Genomic DNA, 23534 nt, shown 5'->3' with positions numbered 1-23534 from the left:
GGCTGTCGCCTCTCAAAGCGATGGCACGCGACGCCGGTGAAGCGTCGTTCGACACCGTGAAACGCAGTCTCGGAATTCAGCGGTAAAGCGTTGGGGAAACTGTCGTTTACCGCGGATGTTGAGGTGGTCCCGGTTTATGGCGGGATCGCGGCGAATGAGGGCGTGTCCCAAGGCGAAGTCGGGATGCTTTCGCGGTGTTGCGACCCCGCCACAGCCACGCTTTTCCCCGGAAAGGATGGCGGGCGTGATCGGAGTCGGGGAGCGTCCGGCAGGACGACGCGCCCCGCCGGGAGCCGTGACACGGCCCGACGAGGCGGGTTCTGCGGGCCGAGGGGGCGCGGGCCGCTCGGGCCTCGCGGATGGCGTAGGCCGTTCCGCGTTCCGTCAGGTCCGGGATGCGGTGTCGCTTCCGTCTTCCAGCGCCTGCTGACGCGGTGGCGGCTCCAGCGCCGGCCCGCTGCCATCCTTGAGGTTCACCCCGGTGATTCCGCGCACGAAGGCCTCCCTCAGGAGCCAGTCGAGCTTGAACGCGGCGAGGTCGTGCGAGAGCCCGGCCGGGCGCACGTTCGAGATGCAGTTGCGCTCCGCATCCGAACGCCCCACGCGCGGGTCGAGGGTGAGGTAGATGCCGAGACTGTCGGGCGAGGACAGGCCGGGGCGCTCGCCGATGAGCACGGCGACGGCGCGGGCCTTCAACGCCGCGCCGATCCCGTCGCCGAGGGCGACGCGACCCTGTCTCGCCACCACGACGGGGGCCACGCTCCACCCGGCCTTGTCGATATGCGCCTTGAAGGCGGCGAGGAAACCGGCCGCCCCTTCGTGCACCGCCCGCGCCGACAGGCCGTCCGCCACGACGATGGCGAGGTCCACCGGCTCGGAGGGCCGCTCGGCGAGGATCTTCGCGCTGTCCTCGCCCAGGGTGCGGCCGAGGTCGGGGCGGCGCAGGTAGGTGGCGCGGTCCGGCGCCGCCGAGTCGAGGACGAGGGTGGGATAGCCCAGGGCCTCGATCCCCGATGCCACCTCCGCCGCATCCATCGGCGTGTGGACCGCATCCCGCGCCTGGGCATGGGCAAGGCCGAAGCGCAGCACCTCGATGGTGGGCATGCCGGTCCCGGCGCGCCCGAGACCGATCCGCGCCGGCGTCAGGCGGCTCAGTCGAGCCCAGGGGTCGATGGCGGCGTCGTCCATGGTCGGATCTTCGGCGCTCATGCGGCGATCCCCTTCCGGTCGGACAGGCCGGGGGCCGCCGCGATGAGCCGGGCGCTCGGCCCCTCGGGCAGGAGCGCCCCGTCCCTGTCGGTAAGACCGATCTGTTCGAGCCACGCCTCGAATTCCGGCGCGCGTTTCAGGCCCAGCACCTCGCGCACGTAGAGGGAATCGTGGAACGAGGTGGATTGGTAGTTGAGCATGACGTCGTCGGCACCGGGAATGCCCATGACGAAGGTGCAGCCGGCCGCTCCCAGCAGGGTCAGGAGCGTGTCCATGTCGTTCTGGTCGGCTTCGGCATGGTTGGTGTAGCAAACGTCGCAGCCGAGCGGCAGGCCCATGAGCTTGCCGCAGAAATGATCTTCCAGCCCGGCCCGGATGATCTCCCTTCCGTCATAGAGATATTCCGGCCCGATGAAGCCGACCACGGTGTTGACGAGGAGCGGCCGGAACGGCCGCGCCACGGCGTAGGCCCGTGCCTCGAGGGTCTGCTGGTCGATGCCGTGATGGGCGTTGGCGGAGAGCGCCGAGCCCTGTCCGGTCTCGAAATACATGCAGTTGTCGCCCACCGTGCCGCGCTTGAGGGCGAGCGCCGCCTCGTGCGCCTCCTTCAGGATCGGCAGGGTCACGCCGAAACTGGCATTGGCCTTCTGCGTGCCCGCGATGGACTGGAACACGAGGTCCACGGGCAGGCCCCGGTTCATCGCTTCCAGGGTGGTGGTGACGTGGGTGAGGATGCAGCCCTGCGTCGGGATCGCGAGGCGCTGGATCAGGTCGTCGAAGAGGTGGAGCAGGCCGCCGAGGGTGGAGACCGAGTCGGAGGCCGGGTTGAGCCCGATCACGGCGTCGCCGCAGCCATAGGACAGCCCGTCGACGATGGCGGCGGTGATGCCGGCGGCATCGTCGGTGGGGTGGTTGGGCTGGAGGCGGACGGAGAGCCGGCCGGGCAGGCCGATCGTGTTGCGGAACTTCGTCACCACCCGGCATTTGCGGGCCACCAGGATCAGGTCCTGGTGGCGCATGATCTTCGAGACGGCGGCGGCGATCTCCGGCGTGATGCCGGGCGAGATCCGGGCCAGGGTCTCGGAGGACGCCTTGATCAGGAACTCGCGGAAATCGCCGACGGTGAGATGGGCGATCTCCTTGAAGGCCACCGCATCGTGCGTGTCGAGGATGAGGCGCGTGACGTCGTCCTCCTCGTAGGGGATGAGGGGTTTGGCCAAAATCTCCGACAGCGGCACCTCGGACAGGCACCAGCGCGCTGCCATCCCCTCCTCCGCCGATTCCGCGGCGATGCCGGCGAGCCGGTCGCCCGAGCGCAGGGGCGTGGCCTTGGCCATCAGGGCGGCGAGGTCTGCGAAGACATGGGTCTTGGGGCCGACGACGTGCCGATAGGTCATGGTTCAACGCTCCTGCATCGCCGTCGCGAAAATCGAGCCATCGGCACTTATCGGTGTTCCCCCTCGGGCTGCGGGGCGAACAGACCGAGGTTCCGGAAGATCTGAGCTTCGAGCACGGCGCGGAGGACCAGACTGAAGATAACCAAGGGGCTGAGCAAGATGCCGGTCAGGATCAAGGATGAGGCCGCCGGTTTCCCTGTCCCCGAGCCGACGACGAGGACGACCGCCACGCCGGCGATGAGTACCGCGGCAACGAGGGGGAATGCCGTGCAGAAACAGATGTAGACGATCGTCCAGACCCGACCGGCCGTGGCCTCGAACGCTCCCCTGGCCGTGGCCTGCGATTCCTCGATGGCGAGGGCCGGTCCGACGGCGAAGAGACGCAGCGTCAGCCAGCAGCAGAGGATGAACAGGAGAACGGACACCATGCCGTGGAACGACGTGATCGGGATCGTCGTCCAGAGGCGGCCGACGAGAAACCATCCCAGTTGATAGGCAAGGAAATCCTTCCGCCGGACGGCATCCTCGAGCAAGCGTCGAAGGCTGCCCACCGGCAAGCCCAGGGCGTGGCGATAGATCGCCATCGTGTAGGGGGTCAGGAGGACGGTGACCACGACATCGACGATGAGCTCCAGGGATGCGAGTGCCGGACGTCGCGATGCCGACGTGGCGGCGTCGACAAGTCCCTGGACCATGACGAGGGCCACGACGGCGCTCGTCTCGCGCCAGAGCGATCGGATGGCCTGGAACGATGCCTCATAGGCCGCGGACGACGTTCCGCGGGTCTGAAGGGGGATAGCCATCGCGCCTCGTTCCATCATGGGATCCGCATGGGACGCAGGCAGCTATAGATGGCAATGTCTTCCTTCGACTGAAAAACCGACGATCACGCCGATCGGATCGGCGTCATCCACAAGGTTGTCCAAGACAAATCCAGCCGGCCCCACGGGATCGGACGGACGACGGACGTGGATCGCAGGATGCCGTCATCCTGTGATCCGCTCGTTCAGGCCGCACCCGCATGCGGGGCCGGCAGCTCGGTCGAGATCGCGTCCACCGTGCGCTGGGGCGGGCTGCCGAGGCCGTCGGAGCGGGCGATGCGGATCTGCTGGTTGACCGGCTGCATGTTGCCGTAGGGCGTCGAGAACGCGATCTCGGCCGCATCCCGGCCGACGCCGATGCGCACCAGCCCGTCGAGATCGGCCTGGCGCGTGGCGTCGAACAGCCACCAGCGGCCATCGAGATAGGCCTCGAACACCGCGTGGAAGTCGCTCGGCACGAGCCCGTGGGCGTAGCAGCTCACGAAACGCGCGGGAATGCCCAGGGCCCGGCAGAAGGCCGTTCCGATATGCGCGAAATCGCGGCAGACGCCGGCGCGCTTGAGCAGGCTCTCGTCGGCGGTGGTCTCGCCGTCGCTGGTGCCGGGCTGGTAGGTCAGGTGATCGTGGATCCAGTTGCAGATCGCGTTGACGCGCTGATGTCCCTTGGGATGCGCCCCGAACTCGGCCTGCGCGAAGGGGGTCAGCCGGTCGGACGAGACGAAGCGGCTCGGCAGCAGGAAGGGCAGGATGTCGAGGGGAAGCTGCGAGATCGGGGTCTCGTTGATCGTGGCCGGATCGGCCCGGTGCACGGTGAGCTCCACCTCGGCGTTGTATTCCAGGGAGAACTGGCCGGCGGGGACGTTCACGCCGAGATAGCGGTTCTGCAGGTCGGGCGAGATGTAGATTTCCCGCTTGAGGTCGGGCTTGAGCGTCAGGGTCTCGCTGAGGACGTCGAGGCTCTTCAGGCGAGCCACTTCGATGTTGAAGATGAAGGTCGTGTCCGAGAGTATGTTATAAGACAAACTGCAGCCGAGCGTGTAGCGCATGGACGTTCCTTCCTCCGTTAGGGATGTCCTAGCAAGGATTACGCCCGCCGTAGCAACGGGATCCTGCGGAAAAGGCCAGGTTCGGCCGTTTCGCGATAGATAGGGCCATGCGAGGCGTGCCTCGCCGGCTGCCTCCCGCGCCGTTCGTGTCAGGTGTGCGGCAGCAGGATCACGGTGAGCGAGCGCACGCCCTGCGCGCCATGGATCAGCACGCCCTCGATATCGGCGGTGGCCGACGGTCCGGTATGGAGCACGGCATAGGCCGCGCGGGCGAAATCCGGCCGGCGGTAGGCCGCCTGGATGTTGACCAGGATGTCGGCGGGATCGAGCAACACGACGAGGTGCTGGGCGAGATAGGCGACCGCGTTGACCTTGAGCTCCTCCTGCGTGAACAGCACGGACCCGGTCTCGGCCACGCCGAACACGGCGCGGACGACGGCGACGTCGACATCGGCGAGATCACCCGGCAACGCCACGCGGGAGAGATCGCGGTTTCCGGCGATCTCGGGCACCGCCGAGGCGATCACCGCGCTCTCGTCCAGGCGCTCGCGCACGGCGGCGAACGGGTCCTCGCCCGGAACCGGCGCCGCGATGCGCCCACCCATGCGCTTCAGGCGCTCGCCGAACTCCGCCACGAGATCGTCGCCGACCAAGGGCTCGAAGTTCGGGATCTCCGGCAAGGGATGATCCCCGGCGGGGCGGTTCTTTCGGACACGGGCCAGGGTGTCGTCGCGGGCGCTCATCGAGCAGCACTCCGAAGACGATCGTCCTGCCGAGCCGAGGCTGTGCACGTCCCTCGCCCCGCTTGCCGGGCTAATATGTTCACACATCCGGCGGGATGCGCGGGTCCCCTCTCCTGGAAGGAGAGGGACAGGGTGAGGTGTGCGAGCTTTCCGGAGAGGAACCACACCTCACCCCAGCCCTCTCCTTCCAGGAGAGGGAGACGGTCGCGCCTCATGTCGGCCCCTCTCGGATAGGGCGAACAGCGTACGCGCCGATAGGTGAATCCAGTAGCCGCCGGGCCGGGAGAGGGCATGCGTGCCGGCTGGAGTGAGCCGTGGAGCATGACGTTTGGGCTGCTCACGCGTCCGTCTCCGGCTTCTTGTCCATCCGGTTCTGCTTGTACCAGCTGTGGAAGCTCTGGCGTGGGCTGTCGGGCATCTCGCGACCCTTCCCCCAGGTGTTGAGCGGGTTGTAGACGGCGAAGCGCGGCAATGCCTTGAGGGCGGAATCGGCGGCGCCGATGGCGGCGCGGTAGGTGGCCGGCCGGCTCAGCACCTGCCCGGCGGCCTTCATCATGCCCTGCTTCAGCAGCGGGATCTGGTGCTCTTCCGCCAGAACCTTGCGCCAGGCGAAGATCTGCTCGTGGATGTTGATCTTCACCGGGCAGACATTGGTGCAGCTGCCGTTCATGGTCGAGGAGAACGGCAGGGTCGAGTATTTCCGCTTGTTGAAGGTCGGGTCGATGATGAGGCCGATCGGGCCGGAATAGGTGGCGCCGTAGGAGAGGCCGCCCGAGCGCCGGTAGACCGGGCAGGTGTTCATGCAGGCGCCGCAGCGGATGCATTTGAGCGAGGTCCAAAACTCCTCCATCCCGAGCCGCTCGGAGCGACCGTTATCGACCAGCACATAGTGCATCTCCGAGTCGGCCCGCGGCTTTCGGAAATGCGAGGTGTACTGGGTGATGGGCGAGCCGAGGGCCGAGCGCGCGAGCAGGCGCAGGAACACGCCCAGATGCTCGATCTGCGGGATCAGCTTCTCGATGCCGATGGAGTGGATCTGCAGCTTCGGCACGTTGCCCGACAGGTCGGCATTGCCCTCGTTGGTGCAGGTCACCACCGTGCCGGTCTCGGCGATGGCGAAGTTGCAGCCGGTCATGCCGGCATCCGCCTCCAGGATGAGGGGGCGCGTATGCATGCGCTGGCTCTCGGCCAGGTAATGGGCGTCGTCGTTCTCCGGGTCCGTGCCCATGGTCTTGGCGAAGACGGCGGCCACGTCGAACCGGGTCTTGTGCACCGCCGGCACCACCACGTGGCTCGGCTCCTCGTTGTCGAGCTGCTGGATGCGCTCGCCGAGATCGGTCTCGATCACCTCGATGCCGGTACCGGCCATGTAATGCCGGAAGCCGCATTCCTCGGTGAGCATCGACTTCGACTTGATCAGCGACTTGGCGCCGTGATCCTTCAGGATGCCGTGGACGATGCGGTTGTGCTCGGCCCCATCCGCCGCCCAGTGGACATGGACGCCGTTGGCCTTCGCATTGGCCTCGAACTCTTCGAGATAGCGGTCGAGGTTCGACAGGGTGTGCGCCTTGATCCGCGAGGCGAGGTCGCGCAGCTCCTCCCATTCCGGAATGCCGAAGGCCGCCGTGTCACGCTTCTTGCGCAGATCCCACAGGCGCTCGTCATGGGCTTTCTGGTGAAGGGGGGCCGCGAGGAAGCGCTCGGCGGCCTCGGCCTGATCGATCGGACGGTTGCCGCGGATCTTGGCGCCGCGCGGTTGAGGCTCCCGCACCGCCTTCGCCTGGGGCTCGGCGCTGATCGGCCTCGTCGTCGCTTCGGCGTGATCGAGGCGGCGGCCATCCTGGCCGCGCTCGCCCTCGTCGTCGGCCCTGGCGACGTCGGGATGGATCATGCGCTCGCGGGGGGCGCTGTCCTCATGCGCGCTCATGCCGAGACTCCGTTGAGGATGCGGGCGATGTGTATGAACTTGAGCGGCACGCCGATCCGCGCGGCGCAGCCCTTCTGGTGCATCATGCAGGACGAGTCGGACGAGACGACGTATTCGGCCCCGGCACGACTGTGATCGCTGACCTTGTCGTAGCCCATCTTGGCCGACACGGCCGGCTCGAACACGCTGAACGTCCCGCCGAAGCCGCAGCATTCGTCCGGCCGGGCCGGGGTGACGATCTCGATCCCCTTCACCTTGGCCAGGAGGTCGAGGGGCTTCGAATAGGCCGGCTTGTTGAGCTCCGAGGGCCGCGCGTGATGGATGCCGCGCAGGGCGTTGCAATTCGAATGATACCCGACCTTGTGCGGGAATTCGGCCCAGGGAAAGGAATCGACCTTGAGCACGTCGTGGAGAAACTCCACCAGCTCGAAAGTCTTGGCGCGGACGTCCTTCACCTCGTCCGTCTGCGGGATCGCGGTGAGATGCTCGCGCACCTGATGCACGCAGGAGCCGGACGGGGCGACGATGTAATCGAACGGGGCGAAGTTTCGGACGAAGAGCGCTTCCGTCGCGGCGGCTTCCGCATGGCAGCCGGTATTGGTCATCGGCTGGCCGCAGCAGGTCTGGTCGAAAGGATAGGCCACGTCGAGGCCGAAGCGTTCCAGCAGTTCCAGCGTCGCGATGCCGACTTCAGGCTCGAAGGCATCGACGTAGCACGGCACGAACAGTCCGATGCGCATGGAAAGCGGTCTTCTCTCCTGGGATGCGGCAGCGCTCGGGAGCGTATGCCGCATCGCGGTACAGTTTGGATACGTTCGAAGGTCGCTCTTTATCTATCGGATGATGTTGGTCTTGGCGAGGTCGAGAACCGAATCCCCCCGGCCGCTCATCACCGCACGGAGCACGTAGAGGCTGAACCCCTTCACCTGCTGACCGTCGATCTTCGGGGGAATCGAGAGTTCCTGGCGGTTGACCACCACGTCGAGCACCGCCGGTCCGTCATGGGCGAGCACTTCGCGGATCGCGCCCTCCAACTCAGCGGGGTCTTCCACCCGCACCGCGTGGAGGCCGGCGGCGCGCGCCATGGCGGCGAAGTCCGGGTTTTCCAGGGTGACGCCGGTCTCGAGATAGCCCGCGGCCTTCATCTCCATCTCGACGAAGCCGAGGGAGCCGTTGTTGTAGATCACGACCTTCAGGGGCAGCTTTTCCTGCCGCAGGGTCAGCAGGTCGCCCATCAGCATGGTGAAGCCGCCGTCTCCGGACAGGGAGACCACCTGCCGTCCGGGACAGGCCGCCTGCACGCCGATGCCCTGCGCCATGGCATTGGCCATCGAGCCATGGACCCAGGAGCCGAGGAGCCGGCGCTTGCCGTTCATCTTCAGGTAGCGCGCCGCCCAGATCGTCGGCGTGCCGACATCTGCCGTGAAGACCGCGTCCTGCGCCGCAGCCTCGCTGAGGAGCTTGGTGAGATATTGCGGGTGGATCGGGGACTTGGCCGATTTCAGGCCGAACCAGCCCTTGGTCGGGGCTCCGGTGGCGAGATCGTCGAGGTCTTCGCGTGCCTTGGCATAGTGCTTCAGGCTGGCATCGAGCCAGGTCCGGTCGGATTTCACGCCGAGCTTCGGCAGGAGCGCCGTGATCGTGTCGCGCACGTCGCCGACGAGGCCGAGATCGAGCCTCGTGCGCCGGCCTAGCTGGTTCGAGCGCAGGTCGATCTGCGCCACCTTGGCATTCGCGGGATAGAACTGCTTGTAGGGAAAATCGGTGCCGAGCATCAGCAGCGTGTCGCAGTCGCGCATCGCCGCGTAGCCGGACGAGAACCCGATGAGGCCGGTCATTCCGACATCGTAGGGGTTGTCGTATTCCACGTGCTCCTTGCCGCCCAGGGCGTGGACGATGGGGCTCTTCAGGGCCTCGGCGAGCTGCAACAGTTCGGCATGGGCGCCGGCGCAGCCCCGGCCGCAGAGCAGCGTGATCTTGGACGAGCCGTCGAGGAGTTCGGCCAGAGCGTTGAGCTCGGCCTCCACCGGACGGATCAGCGGTTTTGCCGGCAACAGGCCGGCATTGGGCGCGATGGCGCGGGTTGGCGCATCCTTCAACGCCACGTCGCCGGGGATGATCACCACCGCGACACCACCCTGCCCCACCGCGGCGCGGATGGCGTTCTCGAGAACGAACGGCAGCTGCGACGGGTCCGAGACGAGTTCGCAGTAATGGCTGCACTGGGCGAACAGAGCCTTCGGGTCGGTCTCCTGGAAGTAGCCGGAGCCGATCTCGGCGGAGGGGATATGCGCGGCGATGGCCAGGACCGGCGTCCGGCTCCGGTGGCAATCGAACAGCCCGTTGACGAGATGGACGTGACCGGGACCGCAGGAGCCGGCGCAGACCGCCAGCTCCCCCGTGATCTGGCTTTCCGCTCCGGCCGCGAAGGCACCGACCTCCTCGTGGCGCACATGCACCCAATCGATGACGCCCCGCGCCCGGATCGACTCGGTGATGGCGTTGAGGCTGTCGCCGACGACACCGTAGATCCGCCGGACACCCACCTGCTGCAAGGTTTCGACGACGAGATCCGCGACGATGTCGATTTTCATGGGTTCGGCTCCTGCTTCAGAAGCCGAACGATGCTGCGCCGCACACGTTCCCGGTGAGCGGATATGAGGCGCCGGAACGGCTCAGTCCGCAATGTCGCCGACGCTCGGTGCGATCACGGCGAAGAGATCGCCGAGGGTGGCCAGGCTCGCGGCCTGCAGGGCGCTCGCGGGCACCACCGAACCATCGGGGCCGGGCAGGGCACGGGTGGCGGTGGTGGAGGCCACGACCGTCGGGCTGAAGCCGAGGTTGAAAGCGCCGCGTGCCGTCGAGTTGATGCACATATGCGTCATGAAGCCGGCGAGCAGCACCGACTGCACGCCGGACTCCTTGAGATGCGCCTGCAGGTTCGTGCCCACGAAGGCGTTGGGATAGTTCTTCACGATGACGGTCTCGCCCGCCTGCGGCGCCACCTCGGCGCTGATCCGCCCGATGGCGGCGGAGATGTCGTAGGGCGAACCCGGCCCGGCATCGTGCTGGATGTGGACGATGGGAATGCCGGCCTCTCTCGCGCGGGCGAGAAGTTCGCGCGCGGCGCGGATGGCGGGCTCCACCTGCTCGAGGCGCATGATTCCCTCGCGGTAGGTGTTCTGCAGGTCGATCATGATCAGGGCGGAGGCCCGGAGTCTCGCCGGTGCCGGGCTCAGGCCCGAGACGTCGCGCAGGGTCTTGAGGTCTGTCATGGCGGACTTTCGCTCTGTCGAGGACATGGACGGGTGTCGGGCGAGGAGACCTCATCTGCGGGCGGCGTCAATCCCGTCCGTCGCGGCGGGGACGCGCGCCCGGCCGGGGGCGGGAAGCGCGCGATAACCCTTTCTCAATCACGAAATCGCGCGCTCAAGCTCGCCGGCGTCGGAAGGGGCTTCCGCCGCCGGAAATGTCAGAATTCGTTCAGCGATCGGGTGTCTAGATGCGTCACGCCCCGAGGTGAAGCCGTGGTCCCGAGGGGATGCGATCTGGAGTTCCTGTCATGAAGCACGTGAAGACTTTGGGCCTCATCGGCGCCGTCATCGGCGGCCTGACGATGGCTGCCGCCACCACCACGACGGCCGAGGCCGCCGGCGGCTGCGGCTACGGTTACTATCCGTCCGCGTTCGGATGCCGGGCCACGTCCCGCGCGTTCGGCTACTACGCGCCCCGTCCGGTGCCGGTCTACGGCTATGGCTACGGGTATCGGCCGTACTACCGTCCGTATTACCGGCCCTACGCCTATGCGCCCCGCCCCTACGTGCGGTTCGGCTACTGACTATAAAGGACGATGCTCCCGGCCTGCCGGGAGCATCCCTGCCCGCCGGCAAGGCCCCACGGGCATCCCGTGACGATCCACAAGGCGCTTCCCAACCAGTGGAGGCGCCGTTCTCATGTCCGGAGGGTTTGGTGACCGAAGCGCCCTGAGCGATCTCGCGGCGTCACAGAGAGAGAGGGCATGGCGACCCCGGTTGGGCTCGAACCAACGACCTGCCGCTTAGAAGGCGGCTGCTCTATCCAGCTGAGCTACGGAGTCGGGGGTGCCGCGCCTCTCCTAACACCCCCCTCCCGAGCTGTCATTAGCCTCAGGCGAGCGCTGCCGTCACACAACGGGAATTTGCCGAAGAGGATGACGACGCTCGCTCGATGGCCACGTCGGGGCCGGTCAAGGATCCCGCAGCCTTCAGCCTCTTCAGGAGTGGATGTGGGCTGCATCGCACTCCTCCCGTTCACCGCCGAATCTCGCCCCGTGCATCGTGATGCAACCGTGAACTTGTAAGCGAGGGCCGGAATGGAGCCGACAAGCCACAGAAGGATGCGGAAGACCGCTCTTTGATAAGGCTCGGTACGGACGATGGTGCGCGGACGCTTGCCGTCATACGGCCGATCGGAACAGTCGAACCGAACGGTCTCATGATCGAGGCCACCTTGCGAGAGGTGCTGAACCGGCATCGTCGGATATCCGGCAGACGTGCCGGCCGCGCTGCCTCAGTGTTTCTCACAAAACTCCCGCTGCGCCGCGGTGCTCAGAGCGGAAACCGAGGGTGAGCGGGAGCTCTGTGAGGCACTCTAACAATCCAAGACCATGTCGGTTGTGGAACATGGGCCTGCAACGCGTCCGTCGCTGACAGATCATCGAGCCGTGCGGCGGCCGTGATGTCACTCAATAGGACTTTGCATAGTCGCGGCAAAACCCACTCCCAGCAACGCGCCGGAAATGGGCTTCATGAGCAGTGATCGGATAGACCGGACGGCGCGCAAGCACGTGCCGTCGGGGGAAGTTCAGGCCGCCTGCTTCTTGCGGGGACCACGACGCTTCTTCTCCGGCGGAGCCACAACGGCTTCCTCCTCCGGCTCGCTGACGACTTCCTCGGGCACTGCCTTGGATACAGGGGGGGCGGTCTTGCGACGTTGCTGACCGAGACCAAGGGCGCGAGCCAGTTCCGAACGCTGCTCGGAATAGGCGGCCGACGTCATCGGGTAATCCGGCTGCAGGCCCCATTTGGCCCGGTACTGTTCGGGGGTCAGACCGCGCAGGGTGAGGTGCCGACGCAGCGTCTTGTACTGCTTGCCGTCCTCGAAGCTCACCAAGTAATCGGGCGTCACCGAGCGGCGGATTTCCTGTGGCGTCGCCTTCGGCGGGCCGGTTTCCGCGGCCGGTGCGCTGCTCGTGCTCACCGAACGAATGGCCTCGTGCACGTCACTGAGGAGCTTAGGCAGTTCCGCGCTCTGCACATGATTGTTGCTGACATACGCCGAGACGATGTCCGCCGCTAAGGTGATGAGACGGGCTGAGTCGGTGTCTGATTCACTCATGAAATTCACGCCATCGGTTCGCTATGTTGAAACTGTACGCAAGCCTATGCACTGTTTGCGCATCTAGCAAGATGTTATTGGAAGAAATTCACCGGTTTAAGGATCATTCGTTCAAATGTTTCGCGTGTTGGCGGTGTGCGGAGCCCACATCGTCCGTTGCCCGAACGTTTGGGCGGTGGGGCAAGCACAGTTTGTCGTTCGTTCTGCCGCACTAGAGCGTCGTGGGAGCCCGCTCAACATCGGGTCAAGCGAAGGAGGTCGTGAAGAACTTTGCCACTGGCACGGGGTATCGATAAAAACGGTCTCAACCGCTCCTTGCAGGTTCGCCAGCCTTGAACGCCCGGTCGGCCGAGCATGGTATTCATGATGGCCGGTCGCCATTACGGTCCACCGTCGACGAAGGCCGGCTTGCAAAAATCATCCCGTTGGAGACAGCAACGGTTTCAAGCCGCCCGTTGGCAATTCTGTTCAAGTGTGCAACAGAATGCTCCTATTGCCACCCCCGCCCATCGATGCCGGTATACGACCGACTGTGACGCCCGGTTACATATCGAATCGCGATCTGGCCGATCGGACCCGCAGATTGCACGTGGTCCGCCCGAAAGTATACTCTCATAAAGTCGTATCTATGCACTCCCACCATACTATAATCTGAAGCCCTCCGACGGTGCCGGCAGGCCCACCGAGCATCCCTGCAGCAATGCATCGCCCTCGCCATTGAACGAATGATCGTCATGTTCTCGGGCACTGAACATGGCCAAGGAACACAGATCAGCGAGTCGCCGAAGGATGATGTCGCTTCCGCTCAACGCAAATGCGCCGGCGTCATCTCGCGATCATCAAGCACGGACGCCTAACTTGCCCGACGGTGAACAGTTCCGGGGACGAACATGCAAAATTGCAGGTTGGACAATAAAATCGCTCGGACTTGCTGCCCGCGGTTTTAGGATTTGCTGAATATTTCGCCTATTTCCGGCCTTTCTGCACCGGGAAACCAGACCGCAACGTGAGAGCGGCGTTCAGCAGCTTGGCCGAGATGGGATCGACGAGCGCCGACGTCGCTTCAACGGATTGGGGCAGACGCAGCTCGGGCGCATAGAGATGGTTCGCTCGTGCTTTCAGCTTGAGGCGTGCTGTTGGCGAATGTCGCACTGCCCGTTCGTGGATTCGGTCGATCGTCGGACCGCCTTTACCTGCGATCTTGTCGCACCGCCTGCTTTTCAAAGTTAAAAGCACAGATTCACCCTGGTTCAGGGTGCTGAACCTGCCCACAGAGGCCATGACCCAAGCCTGCGGCATCGCGACGCGTAGATTAGGGGCGGCGCGGGAACTTTCTAAGCCGGGGGATTGGGGCATGTCCGACAACAAGGACATGGAGGTGCATCGGCCTTTGCCCCAATCCGCACCGAGCTTCTAATCCAAACCCAGCATGAGGCCGATATTCTGCACGGCGGCGCCGGATGCGCCCTTGCCGAGATTGTCGAGCCGGGCGACGAGCAGCGCCTGTGCATGGTCCGGCGTGCCATAGACCCGCAATTCAAGGAAATCGGTGTCGTTCAAGGCCTCGGCGTCCGGCTTGTCGTCCGGGCTGGTCTGAACCACCGTCACCATCGTGCTTCCGGCGTAATGGGCGGCAAGGGCCGCTTGGAGAGCTGCCGCATCCGGATGTCCCGGCAGGGTATCGAGGTGGAGCGGGATACTCACCAGCATGCCCTGGCGAAAGTTTCCCACGGACGGGATGAAGATCGGCCGGCGGGTCAGGCCGCCATAGGTCTGCAGTTCCGGCAGGTGCTTGTGAGCGAAGCCGAGACCGTAGAGCTGAAAGGCCGGTGCCTCTCGGGCCTCATAGGCCTCGATCATGCTCTTGCCGCCGCCGCTATAGCCGCTGACCGCGTTGACGCTGATCGGCGTGTCGGGCGGTAGCAATCCGGCATCGACCAGGGGCCGCACGAGGGCGATGGCACCGGTCGGATAGCAGCCGGGATTGGCGACGCGCCGAGCCTCCCGGATCACCTGTGCCTGACCGGGCTTCAATTCGGCAAAGCCGTAAGCCCAGCCGGGGGTGACGCGATGGGCGGTGCTGGCGTCCAGGATGCGTGGTCCGCCACGGGGCAGGCCGTCGGCCAGGGCCACCGTCTCCTTCGCCGCATCGTCCGGCAGGCACAGGACGACGAGATCCACATCCGCGAGAAGGGCGCGCTTGACCGCGATGTCCTTGCGGCTCTCGTGCGGGATGCTCCTCAGGGAAACGCGGCCCTCGCGCTCCAGGCGTTCGCGGATGCCGAGGCCGGTGGTGCCGGCCTCCCCATCGATGAAGATCGTGGGCTTCGCCACTCCGCTCTCGCTCATTCCAAAAATCCCGTTCGTCTCGCCTGGGATGGAAGCCGCCCTGCGCGTTCGCGAGGTGGAGGCTGTGGCCTCTCAAGTCAACATCACGGTTTGATGACGTCTCTCACCGTGTCGCCTGTATCGTGTTGGTTTCTCACGGATGGATGACACGCCGTCCACCGGGAACTGCCCCCCCTGGTGCAGGTTGATCGCACGGAAACAAGCATAGGCGCGAACGATGACGGCCAGCGCAGAGAAAGCCGACCCTAAGCTGTGGGACAAGATCAAGTCGGAGGTGACCGCTTCCGACAAGGGAGGCAAGCCCGGTCAATGGTCCGCCCGCAAGGCGCAGGCCGCGACGAAGGCCTACAAGGACGCCGGGGGCGGCTATAAGGACAAGAAGTCCGACGAGAACAGCCTGACGCAATGGTCGGAAGAGGAATGGGATACGAAATCCGGCAAGCCGAGCGGTGAGACTGGAGAGCGCTATCTTCCAAAGAAGGCCCGAGCATCCTTGTCGAAGGACGAGTATGACCGCTCCACCCGAAAGAAACGTGCGGATACCAAGGACGGTAAGCAGTTCTCCCCTCAGCCGAAGGACGTGGCCGAGAAATCCGCGTCCGCCAGGAATGCCGGGGCCAAGCAAGGAAGGGCGTCCGGCGGCCCGACGAAAGCGGAACTGATGCGGAAGGCCAAGTCGGCGAATATTCGCGGCCGGTCCACCATGTCGAAAAGCGAGCTTGAGAAGGCGCTCAGCTCTGCGTGAGTGCGTGATTGCATGGATGAGCGGGTGCTCGGCCTCGTCGTCCATCTCCGTTTTGAACGGAACCGAACCGCGCGGAGTTCTGCCCCAGACATCACCCGCCGTTCAGGATTTCATTTCGATGATCGCCAGACCCCTCGTTCTCAGCCTATGCCTCGCCCTCTCGCCAACGGGAGCCGTCGTGGCGCAGGTCATCGAAGCGCCGGCTGGTATCGGTACCGTTCCGTCGAGCCGCGGTGAGGCGGCGGCATCGGAAGGTGTCCGTGGCGAGGTGCCGTCCAGCGGGGCAATTCCGGTCGAGGGGGCGGTGACAGGATCTCCTGCCGGCAAGGCTCCCGTCGGTGGCGCGGGCGCGGCATCGGGCACGTCGTCCGGAGCGGGCGTCGGCACCGGCGTCGGCGGTCCGCCCGGAACCGGCGCCCTGCCCGGCACCGGTGGAACCTCGGGCGGCCCGGGCGGGATCAACCGCTGACCCGACCGGAACAACCGTCTCGTCGCGCTTCCCGCAATCCCGAAACTCGAAGGGCTTCCACATGCCGATCCACCCGACGCTCGTTCTCGCAGGTCTCGCATCTTTCACGGTTCTGACGGCTGGCATGAGCACGGCCGAAGCGTCGTGCCTGCGACAGGTCGCCAACCGGTCCACATTGACCTTGGTGGTGGGCCAGGAGGGCGGTCCGGCCGTGACGGTTCGCCCCGGTACCTCGCGGACGATCAGGCTCGACGGGCCGGCTCCTGTTGATATCTCCGGTTATTGCGGCGGAGTGCTGCGCGGTGGCGTGCCCCTCGGACAACCCGTCCTTCAAAGAAGCTTCGCGGTGACCGCCGTGAAGGACCGCTGCTTCTACGAGGTCGGCAACGGTTTCTTCGAGCGCGAGCTCGGTCCAAGCTTCTTCCCGCGCGAGGATGCCGGAGCATTTGCCCTTAATAATCCGCGACAGGGCGATCTCGCCCTTGGTCCGTCCATTGCCGCCTGCGCCGCCATCCGCTGAACCGACCGGCCCGAACGAGAAAGGCCCGCATGCATGGCATGCGGGCCTTTTGCGTAGAGCCTCTGACCTCAGCGATCAGTAAGCGGCGATTTTCCGGTTGACGGCGAGCGCGCTCAGGGTCGCGACCGCGCCGGACAGGAGGTAGACGCCGACCCAGGCTAGGCCGAATCGGCTCGACAGGCTCAGTGCCACGAGGGGCGCGAAGCCGGCTCCGATCAGCCAGGCGAGGTCCGAGGTGAGCGCCGCGCCGGTATAGCGGTAGCGCGTTCCGAGATTCTCGGTCACCGAGCCGGAGGTCTGGCCGTAGGAGAGGCCGAGAAGACCGAAACCGACGAGGACGTAGATCGTCTGGCCGGTCTCGCTATCGCCGAACAGGAGCGGCGCGAGGATGCTGGCGAGGCTGAACAGGCCGATGAGGCTGGCCGCGATCCCCACCAGCCGGCGCCGTCCCACTTGATCCGCGACGATTCCCGAGATCACGATCGCGCCAGCAAAGACCATGGAACCGACGAACTGCACCAGCAGGAATTCGCCGGCCGAGCGCTTCGTAAACAGGGTGATCCAGCTGATCGGGAAGATGCTCACGAGGTGGAACAGGGCGAAACTCGCCAGTGGCACGAAGGCACCGATGAGGACGGTCCGTCCCTGCGCGCGAATCATTTCCCAGACCGGGGTCGGGGCGAGTTCACGGGTCTCGAGGAGCTGTGTGAACTCCTCCGTCGCAACGAGACGAAGCCGGGCGAAGAGCGCGACGACGTTCACCGCGAAGGCGACGTAGAACGGATACCGCCATCCCCAATCCAGGAAGTCGTCCATCGTCAGATTGGCGAGGAAGAACGAGAACAGCGCGCTGGCGAGCCCGAAGCCGATGGGCGCTCCGAGCTGCGGGATCATCGCGTACCAGCCTTTGCGGTCGCTGGGGGCCTTGATCGACAGGAGCGAAGCCAGGCCGTCCCAGGCTCCCCCGAGGGCGAGCCCCTGTCCGATCCGGAAGGCGGCAAGCAGCCAGATCGAGGCCATCCCGATGCTGTGATAGGTCGGCAGGAAGGCGATCGACACCGTCGAGCCGCCGAGCAGGAACAGGGCGATCGTCAGCTTCACGCCCCGCCCGTGACGGCGGTCGATCTCCATGAAGATCACCGAACCGATCGGCCGCGCGACGAAGGCGAGGGCGAAGAGGGCGAAGGCGTAGAGCGTCCCGTCCAGCGGCGGCACGAACGGGAAGAAGACCTTCGGGAAGATCAATACCGAGGCGATGCCGAAGACGAAGAAGTCGAAGAACTCCGATGTCCGGCCGATGAGGACGCCCACGGCAATGTCGCCGGGGGCGACTTCGGGTTCGGTGGCGCCGGCCCGGGCACCTGCACTGAGATGCGGCGGGGTCTGCAACGCGTAATCTTGGCTCATGGACGGCCATTCGCTGCTTGAAGGGTGGGAGGACACGCCGCACTTGGCGCGCCCCTGTGTTCCGATTATGGACGTGTGTTGCACTGCGGCAAAGCGATGCAACGGCACGATTCGCGGTCCGCTATGGCATATTGTCCGCGGATGATGCTCCCCCTCTTACTGCCTCTCGCGAGACAAATCAGCTATGCTCTAAACGCCCGGCTGATTGAAGCCGCAGGCACTTGCCACGGCGCCTTTGCGCTGCGCAGGAGAAGCCCGTATCGAACCGGTCTCGCGGGAAGCGGTCCGGTTCGAACCGCCGCCTCTCGTAAACCAGATGTTTCCTCCCGACGTTCCGTCCGCGGACGTCTCACTGCAGCCGGTCGGATGTCATCCAGATCCTTGCGCGCTCTCGCTATCCTGCCTCTCGTGGCCCTTCTGTCGGGCTGCAACATGGTCGTCATGCAACCTGCGGGCGACATCGCCACGCGGCAGCGTGACCTGATCGTTGCCTCGACGGGGCTGATGCTGCTGATCATCTTACCCGTGATCGCATTCACGCTCTTCTTCGCCTGGCGCTACCGCCAGTCGAACACCGAAGCCGAGTACGATCCGGACTGGCACCACTCGACGCAGCTCGAGGTGCTGATCTGGTCCGCCCCCCTCGTGATCATCATCGCCCTCGGGGCGCTGACCTGGATCAGCACGCATACGCTCGATCCCTACCGGCCCCTCAGCCGCATCGACGCCTCGCGGCCGCTTCCGGCGGATGTGAAGCCGTTGACCGTCGAGGTCGTCGCCCTCGATTGGAAATGGCTGTTCTTCTACCCCGATCTCGGCATCGCCACGGTGAACGAACTGGCGGCACCGGTGGACGTGCCGATCAACTTCAAGATCACCTCGGCCTCGATGATGAACTCGTTCTTCATTCCGGCTCTGGCGGGGCAGATCTACGCCATGGCCGGCATGGAGACGAAGCTGCACGCCGTCGTCAACAAGGCGGGCGTCTACGAGGGCTTCTCGGCCAATTACAGCGGCGAGGGCTTCTCGCGGATGAACTTCAAGTTCCACGGCGTAACCCAGGAGGGGTTCGACCAGTGGGTCGCCAAGGCGAAAGCCGAAGGCAAGGAGCTCACTCGCGATGCCTATGTCGCCCTGGAGAAGCCGAGCGAGCGTGAGCCGGTGAGCTACTACTCCTCCGTGGCGCCCGGCCTCTACAGCGCCATCCTCAACATGTGCGTCATCGAGGGCAAGATGTGCATGGGCGAGATGATGAGCATCGATTCGAAGGGTGGCGCCGGCAAGGAGAGCCACGCCAACCAGGAGCGGCTCCGCTATGACAACCGTCATGCCGTCCGCGGCGAGGAAGCACAGGGGGCGACGTTCCCCGCTTCCGAGAAGAAGCCACGCACCCAGGAGGTCGACCCCGCCAAGGGGCATGACCATCACCACGACCATTCCGGGCCGGACACGAACCAAAGCGACCCTGCCCCGGTGCAATTGAACCGCTAGGCCGACGCGATGACGCGCGGCCTTCGGGACAGGCGCGTCACGGCGACGGCACCATTAGATTGAACCCATGAGAGACGGGGCCCGAAGCGATCGGACCGTCCCCTCGCCGACAACCGGGAACGAAGCGATCCCATGTTTGCCAATCTCGATCTTCAGAAGCTCGTCTTCGGGCGGCTGACTCTCGAAGCCATCCCGTATCACGAGCCGATCCTGCTCGTGACCTTCATCGGCGTCGCCATCGGTGGCGTCGGGCTGCTTGGCCTCATCACCTACATGCGCTGGTGGGGGCCGCTGTGGCGCGACTGGTTCACCTCCGTCGACCACAAGAAGATCGGCATCATGTATGTGGTGCTGGCGTTGGTGATGCTGCTGCGCGGCTTCTCCGATGCGCTTCTCATGCGTTCGCAACAGGCCATGGCCTTTGGCGCCAACGAGGGCTATCTGCCGCCGCACCATTACGACCAGATCTTCACCGCCCACGGCGTGATCATGATCTTCTTCGTGGCGATGCCCCTGGTCACCGGCCTGATGAACTTCGTCGTGCCGCTGCAGATCGGCGCGCGCGACGTGTCGTTCCCGTTCCTCAACAATTTCAGCTTCTGGATGACCGTCAGCGGTGCCGCGACGATCATGGCGTCCCTGTTCGTCGGCGAGTTCGCCCGTACCGGTTGGCTCGCCTATCCGCCGCTCTCCGGCCCCGCCGGCAGCCCGGGCGTGGGCGTCGACTATTACATCTGGGGTCTCCAGATCGCCGGCATCGGCACCCTGCTCTCGGGCATCAACCTCATCGCGACCATCGTGAAGATGCGGGCCCCCGGCATGACCATGATGAAGATGCCGATCTTCACCTGGACCGCGCTCTGCACGAACATCCTCATCGTCGCCGCCTTCCCGATCCTCACGGCCGTTCTCGCGCTGCTTACCCTCGACCGCTACGTGGGCACGCACTTCTTCTCGAACGACCTCGGCGGCAACCCGATGATGTACGTGAACCTCATCTGGATCTGGGGTCACCCGGAGGTCTACATCCTGATCCTGCCGGCTTTCGGCGTCTTCTCCGAGATCGTCTCGACCTTCTCCGGCAAGCGGCTCTTCGGCTACGCGTCCATGGTCTATGCCACCGTGGTCATCACGATCCTGTCCTACCTCGTCTGGCTGCACCACTTCTTCACGATGGGCTCGGGGGCCTCCGTGAACTCGTTCTTCGGCATCACGACGATGATCATCTCGATCCCGACGGGGGCGAAGCTCTTCAACTGGCTCTTCACCATGTACAAGGGGCGCATCCGCTTCGAGGAGCCGATGCTCTGGGCCATCGGCTTCATGGTGACCTTCACCATCGGCGGCATGACCGGCGTCCTGCTCGCCGTGCCCCCGGCCGATTTCGTGCTGCATAACAGCCTGTTCCTCATCGCCCACTTCCACAACGTCATCATCGGCGGCGTGCTGTTCGGCATGCTGGCCGGCATCACCTACTGGTTCCCCAAGGCGTTCGGCTTCCGGCTCGACCCGTTCTGGGGGAAGATGTCGTTCTGGTTCTGGCTCACGGGCTTCTACTTCGCCTTCATGCCGCTCTACGTCCTCGGCCTGATGGGCGTGACCCGCCGCGTGCAGCATTTCGACGACCCGTCGCTGCAGATCTGGTTCATCATCGCCGCCTTCGGCGCCGGCCTGATCGCGCTTGGCATCCTCTCGTTCATCATCCAGCTCGTGGTGAGCTTCATGCGGCGCGAAGCCCTGCGGGACCACACCGGCGATCCGTGGGGTGGGCGGACCCTCGAATGGTCCACCTCCTCGCCGCCGCCGGACTACAACTTCGCCTTCACGCCGGTGATCCACGATCACGATGCGTGGTCGGACATGAAGCGCCGCGGCTATGCGCGACCGCTCAAGGGCTTCCGTCCGATCCACATGCCGAAGAACACCGGCACGGGCATGATCCTGGGTATCCTCAGCATCGGCTTCGCATTCGGCATGATCTGGTACATCTGGTGGCTTGCGGCGCTGACCTTCATCGCCATGGCCGTCGTCGCCATCGGTCACACGTTCAACTACAACCGCGACTTCTACATCTCGGCCGATGCCGTCATCGGTACCGAGACTGAACGGACGCGGCTGCTCGAAGGTCGGGTCTGAGAACCATGGCGTCGCATTCCCCCACCCTCGCCAAGGACGGCGAGGCACCCTCCTTCTACATGGAGGAGGATCACCATCCCGAAGGCGGCACCATGCTCGGCTTCTGGATCTACCTGATGAGCGATTGCCTCATCTTCGCGGCCCTCTTCGCCACCTACGCCGTTCTCGGTCGCAACTACGCGGCAGGTCCTTCCCCGAAGGACCTGTTCGACCTGCCGCTGGTGGCGCTGAACACCTCGATGCTGCTGTTCTCGTCCATCACCTATGGCTTTGCCATGCTGGAGATGGCCAAGGGCGAGCAACGGCGGATGCAGTTCTGGCTCGCCGTGACCGGCCTGTTCGGCCTCGCCTTCATCGGGCTCGAAGTCTACGAGTTCGCGCACCTCATCCACGAGGGCGCCGGACCGCAGCGCAGTGCCTTCCTGTCGTCGTTCTTCACCCTGGTGGGAACCCACGGCCTGCACGTAACCCTCGGCCTCGTCTGGCTCATCGTCCTGATGGTCCAGACGGAGCAGAAGGGGCTGATTCCCGAGAATCAGCGTCGCCTGCAATGCCTGTCGATGTTCTGGCACTTCCTGGACGTCATCTGGATCGGCGTGTTCACCTTCGTCTATCTCATGGGAGTGCTGCAATGAGCGCCGCCAGCCAGTCCGCCCACGCCGCGGACCATGAAGAGGACGTCAAGGGCCACGGCGACCAGAGCGGTCACGGCTCCTTCCAGGGGTACGTCACCGGCTTCGTGCTCTCGGTCATCCTCACCGCCATTCCGTTCTGGCTGGTGATGGGGGACGTGCTCGGAAATCCCCGTCTCACCGGCCTCGTCATCATGGGCTTCGGCGTTGTGCAGATCGTGGTTCACATGATCTACTTCCTGCACATGAACACCAAGTCCGAGGGCGGCTGGACGATCCTGGCGCTGATCTTCACCCTGACGCTCGTGGTCATCACGCTCACCGGCTCCGTCTGGGTCATGTATCACCTCAACACCAACATGATGCCGATGACGCCGACCAGCCTGCATCAGCACCATTAGCGGATCACGCCGGACGGATAAGCTGTTCGCGGGACAGATGATGCGACACCGGACACCCAGGGCCCCGTCCCGGATGCGAGATCCAGAACGGGGCCATGGCGTCGGTGTCTTCGTCTCTCGATGAGCACGAGAAAATCCTCGCGGCGGGCGTCCCTGACGCTCGCTGCGATCTGCGTCCTGACACTCGTGGCCGTGGTCACCTTCGCGGCGCTCGGCACGTGGCAGGTCCAGCGCCGGGCATGGAAGCATGACCTGATTGCCCGCGTCGATGCGCGGATCCACGCCGATGCGGTTCCCGCGCCGGCGCGCGCGGACTGGCCCGCGCTCGATGCCGGAGGCGATGCCTACAGGCGAGTCTTCGCCATCGGAACCTTCGCGGATGACCGGGAGACCCTGGTCCAGGCGGTCACCGAACTCGGCGGCGGATACTGGGTGATGACGCCGCTGGTCGGCACGGACGGTTCCACCATCCTCGTCAATCGCGGCTTCGTGCCGGTTGAGAAGCGCGATCCCACTACGCGGGAGATCGGCCGGCGAGCGGGCGAGACCCGCGTCACCGGCCTATTGCGCATGTCGGAGCCCGGTGGCGGTTTCCTGCGCCACAACGACCCCTCTGGCGATCGCTGGTACTCGCGCGATGTGGCGGCCATCGCCGCCGCACGGGGCCTCGGCCCGACCGCGCCCTACTTCATCGATGCCGACGCGACGCCCAATCCCGGCGGGTATCCCGTGGGCGGGCTCACCGTGGTCGCCTTCAGCGACAACCACCTCGTCTATGCGCTGACCTGGTTCGCCCTCGCCATCATGGCGGCCGCTGGCGGGGCCTACGTCATCCGCGACGGGATGCGCCGGCGCGACACCTGAC

22 protein-coding genes and 1 tRNA gene are annotated in these 23534 nt (G+C 65.2%); 9 read left to right on the top strand and 14 right to left on the bottom strand.

Going from position 1 to position 23534, the window contains the following annotated elements:
• Nucleotides 1-384 precede the first annotated feature (384 nt).
• From eutC to MKK51_RS00995, 9 genes are all read right to left on the bottom strand, one after another.
• Entirely contained in the window at nt 385-1209 is an 825-nt protein-coding gene (gene eutC / locus MKK51_RS01035; protein WP_243974442.1) for an ethanolamine ammonia-lyase subunit EutC, read from the bottom strand.
• Nucleotides 1206-2606 (bottom strand): ethanolamine ammonia-lyase subunit EutB, encoded by a 1401-nt coding sequence (locus MKK51_RS01030; RefSeq protein ID WP_243974440.1) that lies wholly within the window; start codon nt 2604-2606, stop codon nt 1206-1208. The genes eutC and MKK51_RS01030 overlap by 4 nt, the downstream gene beginning before the upstream one ends.
• A gap of 47 nt (nt 2607-2653) precedes the next feature.
• Nucleotides 2654-3409, bottom strand: a complete 756-nt coding sequence (locus MKK51_RS01025) for a hypothetical protein (RefSeq protein ID WP_243974437.1) — start codon at nt 3407-3409, stop codon at nt 2654-2656.
• Between the two features lie 203 nt (nt 3410-3612).
• Nucleotides 3613-4473, bottom strand: a complete 861-nt coding sequence (locus tag MKK51_RS01020; RefSeq protein ID WP_243974435.1) for a transglutaminase-like domain-containing protein — start codon at nt 4471-4473, stop codon at nt 3613-3615.
• Between the two features lie 149 nt (nt 4474-4622).
• Nucleotides 4623-5216, bottom strand: a complete 594-nt coding sequence (locus MKK51_RS01015) for a lactate utilization protein C (RefSeq protein WP_243974434.1) — start codon at nt 5214-5216, stop codon at nt 4623-4625.
• A gap of 337 nt (nt 5217-5553) precedes the next feature.
• A complete protein-coding gene (locus MKK51_RS01010; RefSeq protein WP_243974433.1) occupies nt 5554-7143 on the bottom strand; it encodes a lactate utilization protein B in 1590 nt (529 codons plus the stop codon).
• Complete coding sequence (locus MKK51_RS01005; RefSeq protein WP_243974432.1) at nt 7140-7883, bottom strand: (Fe-S)-binding protein; 744 nt, start codon at nt 7881-7883, stop codon at nt 7140-7142. The genes MKK51_RS01010 and MKK51_RS01005 overlap by 4 nt, the downstream gene beginning before the upstream one ends.
• 93 nt (nt 7884-7976) lie before the next feature.
• Nucleotides 7977-9737 (bottom strand): ubiquinone-dependent pyruvate dehydrogenase, encoded by a 1761-nt coding sequence (poxB, locus tag MKK51_RS01000; RefSeq protein WP_243974431.1) that lies wholly within the window; start codon nt 9735-9737, stop codon nt 7977-7979.
• Nucleotides 9738-9818: 81 nt separating this feature from the next.
• The gene (locus tag MKK51_RS00995) at nt 9819-10418 is read right to left on the bottom strand and encodes a cysteine hydrolase family protein (RefSeq protein ID WP_243974430.1); all 600 of its coding nucleotides are present in this window, start codon (nt 10416-10418) and stop codon (nt 9819-9821) included.
• Between the two features lie 287 nt (nt 10419-10705).
• Between MKK51_RS00995 and MKK51_RS00990 the strand changes: the two genes are divergently transcribed.
• On the top strand, nt 10706-10981 hold the full coding sequence (locus MKK51_RS00990) for a GCG_CRPN prefix-to-repeats domain-containing protein (RefSeq protein ID WP_243974429.1): 276 nt from the start codon (nt 10706-10708) through the stop codon (nt 10979-10981).
• A 181-nt stretch (nt 10982-11162) separates the two neighbouring features.
• Here MKK51_RS00990 and MKK51_RS00985 read toward each other — a convergent pair.
• The 4 genes from MKK51_RS00985 to argC all read right to left on the bottom strand — a co-directional run bounded on the left by MKK51_RS00985 (nt 11163) and on the right by argC (nt 14868).
• Nucleotides 11163-11239: transfer RNA gene (locus MKK51_RS00985), tRNA-Arg, on the bottom strand.
• Nucleotides 11240-11985: 746 nt separating this feature from the next.
• Complete coding sequence (locus MKK51_RS00980) at nt 11986-12519, bottom strand: MucR family transcriptional regulator (RefSeq protein WP_243974428.1); 534 nt, start codon at nt 12517-12519, stop codon at nt 11986-11988.
• Nucleotides 12520-13485: 966 nt separating this feature from the next.
• The gene (locus MKK51_RS00975; protein ID WP_243974427.1) at nt 13486-13893 is read right to left on the bottom strand and encodes a hypothetical protein; all 408 of its coding nucleotides are present in this window, start codon (nt 13891-13893) and stop codon (nt 13486-13488) included.
• Between the two features lie 39 nt (nt 13894-13932).
• Entirely contained in the window at nt 13933-14868 is a 936-nt protein-coding gene (gene argC, locus MKK51_RS00970) for an N-acetyl-gamma-glutamyl-phosphate reductase (protein ID WP_243974426.1), read from the bottom strand.
• A gap of 217 nt (nt 14869-15085) precedes the next feature.
• On the opposite strand from argC, the gene MKK51_RS00965 reads away from it, so the two are divergent.
• The 3 genes from MKK51_RS00965 (at nt 15086) to MKK51_RS00955 (ending at nt 16602) form a co-directional block, all read left to right on the top strand.
• A complete protein-coding gene (locus MKK51_RS00965) occupies nt 15086-15613 on the top strand; it encodes a hypothetical protein (protein WP_243974424.1) in 528 nt (175 codons plus the stop codon).
• A gap of 118 nt (nt 15614-15731) precedes the next feature.
• A complete protein-coding gene (locus MKK51_RS00960; protein WP_243974464.1) occupies nt 15732-16082 on the top strand; it encodes a hypothetical protein in 351 nt (116 codons plus the stop codon).
• Between the two features lie 124 nt (nt 16083-16206).
• Nucleotides 16207-16602 (top strand): hypothetical protein, encoded by a 396-nt coding sequence (locus MKK51_RS00955; RefSeq protein WP_243974422.1) that lies wholly within the window; start codon nt 16207-16209, stop codon nt 16600-16602.
• A 75-nt stretch (nt 16603-16677) separates the two neighbouring features.
• Here the strand turns inward: MKK51_RS00955 and MKK51_RS00950 are convergent, their stop codons facing one another.
• Nucleotides 16678-18009, bottom strand: coding sequence for an MFS transporter (locus tag MKK51_RS00950; RefSeq protein ID WP_243974421.1), 1332 nt, complete (start codon nt 18007-18009; stop codon nt 16678-16680).
• Between the two features lie 366 nt (nt 18010-18375).
• Here MKK51_RS00950 and cyoA point away from each other — a divergent pair, with 366 nt between their 5' ends.
• The 5 genes from cyoA (at nt 18376) to MKK51_RS00925 (ending at nt 23533) form a co-directional block, all read left to right on the top strand.
• Nucleotides 18376-19500: a ubiquinol oxidase subunit II gene (cyoA, locus tag MKK51_RS00945; RefSeq protein WP_243974420.1), complete on the top strand. Its 1125-nt coding sequence runs from the start codon at nt 18376-18378 to the stop codon at nt 19498-19500.
• A 132-nt stretch (nt 19501-19632) separates the two neighbouring features.
• Complete coding sequence (gene cyoB, locus MKK51_RS00940; RefSeq protein WP_243974419.1) at nt 19633-21636, top strand: cytochrome o ubiquinol oxidase subunit I; 2004 nt, start codon at nt 19633-19635, stop codon at nt 21634-21636.
• Between the two features lie 5 nt (nt 21637-21641).
• Nucleotides 21642-22271, top strand: coding sequence for a cytochrome o ubiquinol oxidase subunit III (cyoC, locus tag MKK51_RS00935; protein WP_243974418.1), 630 nt, complete (start codon nt 21642-21644; stop codon nt 22269-22271).
• Nucleotides 22268-22669, top strand: coding sequence for a cytochrome o ubiquinol oxidase subunit IV (gene cyoD / locus MKK51_RS00930; protein WP_243974417.1), 402 nt, complete (start codon nt 22268-22270; stop codon nt 22667-22669). Before cyoC ends, cyoD begins: the two co-directional genes overlap by 4 nt.
• Before the next feature lie 120 nt (nt 22670-22789).
• Nucleotides 22790-23533: an SURF1 family protein gene (locus MKK51_RS00925; RefSeq protein WP_243974416.1), complete on the top strand. Its 744-nt coding sequence runs from the start codon at nt 22790-22792 to the stop codon at nt 23531-23533.
• Nucleotide 23534 lies beyond the last annotated feature (1 nt).

Origin of the sequence: Methylobacterium sp. E-045, from assembly GCF_022829685.1 — a bacterium.
In the GTDB taxonomy this organism is placed as follows: domain Bacteria; phylum Pseudomonadota; class Alphaproteobacteria; order Rhizobiales; family Beijerinckiaceae; genus Methylobacterium.
The sequence above is the reverse complement of the archived record's forward strand: the minus strand, read 5'-3'. Positions and strand labels throughout refer to the sequence as shown.

Excerpts from the sequence above, each read along its gene's own strand:
- MKK51_RS01005 (WP_243974432.1), bottom strand. The coding sequence starts at position 7,883 with ATGCGCATCGGACTGTTCGTGCCGTGCTACGTCGATGCCTTCGAGCCT.
- MKK51_RS00950 (WP_243974421.1), bottom strand. The coding sequence starts at position 18,009 with ATGAGCCAAGATTACGCGTTGCAGACCCCGCCGCATCTCAGTGCAGGT.
- MKK51_RS00995 (WP_243974430.1), bottom strand. The coding sequence starts at position 10,418 with ATGACAGACCTCAAGACCCTGCGCGACGTCTCGGGCCTGAGCCCGGCA.
- MKK51_RS01020 (WP_243974435.1), bottom strand. The coding sequence starts at position 4,473 with ATGCGCTACACGCTCGGCTGCAGTTTGTCTTATAACATACTCTCGGAC.
- cyoB (WP_243974419.1), top strand. The coding sequence starts at position 19,633 with ATGTTTGCCAATCTCGATCTTCAGAAGCTCGTCTTCGGGCGGCTGACT.
- MKK51_RS01025 (WP_243974437.1), bottom strand. The coding sequence starts at position 3,409 with ATGGCTATCCCCCTTCAGACCCGCGGAACGTCGTCCGCGGCCTATGAG.
- MKK51_RS01030 (WP_243974440.1), bottom strand. The coding sequence starts at position 2,606 with ATGACCTATCGGCACGTCGTCGGCCCCAAGACCCATGTCTTCGCAGAC.
- MKK51_RS00955 (WP_243974422.1), top strand. The coding sequence starts at position 16,207 with ATGAGCACGGCCGAAGCGTCGTGCCTGCGACAGGTCGCCAACCGGTCC.
- poxB (WP_243974431.1), bottom strand. The coding sequence starts at position 9,737 with ATGAAAATCGACATCGTCGCGGATCTCGTCGTCGAAACCTTGCAGCAG.
- MKK51_RS00980 (WP_243974428.1), bottom strand. The coding sequence starts at position 12,519 with ATGAGTGAATCAGACACCGACTCAGCCCGTCTCATCACCTTAGCGGCG.
- MKK51_RS00925 (WP_243974416.1), top strand. The coding sequence starts at position 22,790 with ATGAGCACGAGAAAATCCTCGCGGCGGGCGTCCCTGACGCTCGCTGCG.
- argC (WP_243974426.1), bottom strand. The coding sequence starts at position 14,868 with ATGAGCGAGAGCGGAGTGGCGAAGCCCACGATCTTCATCGATGGGGAG.
- MKK51_RS01010 (WP_243974433.1), bottom strand. The coding sequence starts at position 7,143 with ATGAGCGCGCATGAGGACAGCGCCCCCCGCGAGCGCATGATCCATCCC.
- cyoD (WP_243974417.1), top strand. The coding sequence starts at position 22,268 with ATGAGCGCCGCCAGCCAGTCCGCCCACGCCGCGGACCATGAAGAGGAC.
- MKK51_RS00990 (WP_243974429.1), top strand. The coding sequence starts at position 10,706 with ATGAAGCACGTGAAGACTTTGGGCCTCATCGGCGCCGTCATCGGCGGC.
- MKK51_RS00960 (WP_243974464.1), top strand. The coding sequence starts at position 15,732 with ATGATCGCCAGACCCCTCGTTCTCAGCCTATGCCTCGCCCTCTCGCCA.
- MKK51_RS00965 (WP_243974424.1), top strand. The coding sequence starts at position 15,086 with ATGACGGCCAGCGCAGAGAAAGCCGACCCTAAGCTGTGGGACAAGATC.
- cyoC (WP_243974418.1), top strand. The coding sequence starts at position 21,642 with ATGGCGTCGCATTCCCCCACCCTCGCCAAGGACGGCGAGGCACCCTCC.
- eutC (WP_243974442.1), bottom strand. The coding sequence starts at position 1,209 with ATGAGCGCCGAAGATCCGACCATGGACGACGCCGCCATCGACCCCTGG.
- MKK51_RS00975 (WP_243974427.1), bottom strand. The coding sequence starts at position 13,893 with ATGTCCTTGTTGTCGGACATGCCCCAATCCCCCGGCTTAGAAAGTTCC.
- cyoA (WP_243974420.1), top strand. The coding sequence starts at position 18,376 with ATGTCATCCAGATCCTTGCGCGCTCTCGCTATCCTGCCTCTCGTGGCC.
- MKK51_RS01015 (WP_243974434.1), bottom strand. The coding sequence starts at position 5,216 with ATGAGCGCCCGCGACGACACCCTGGCCCGTGTCCGAAAGAACCGCCCC.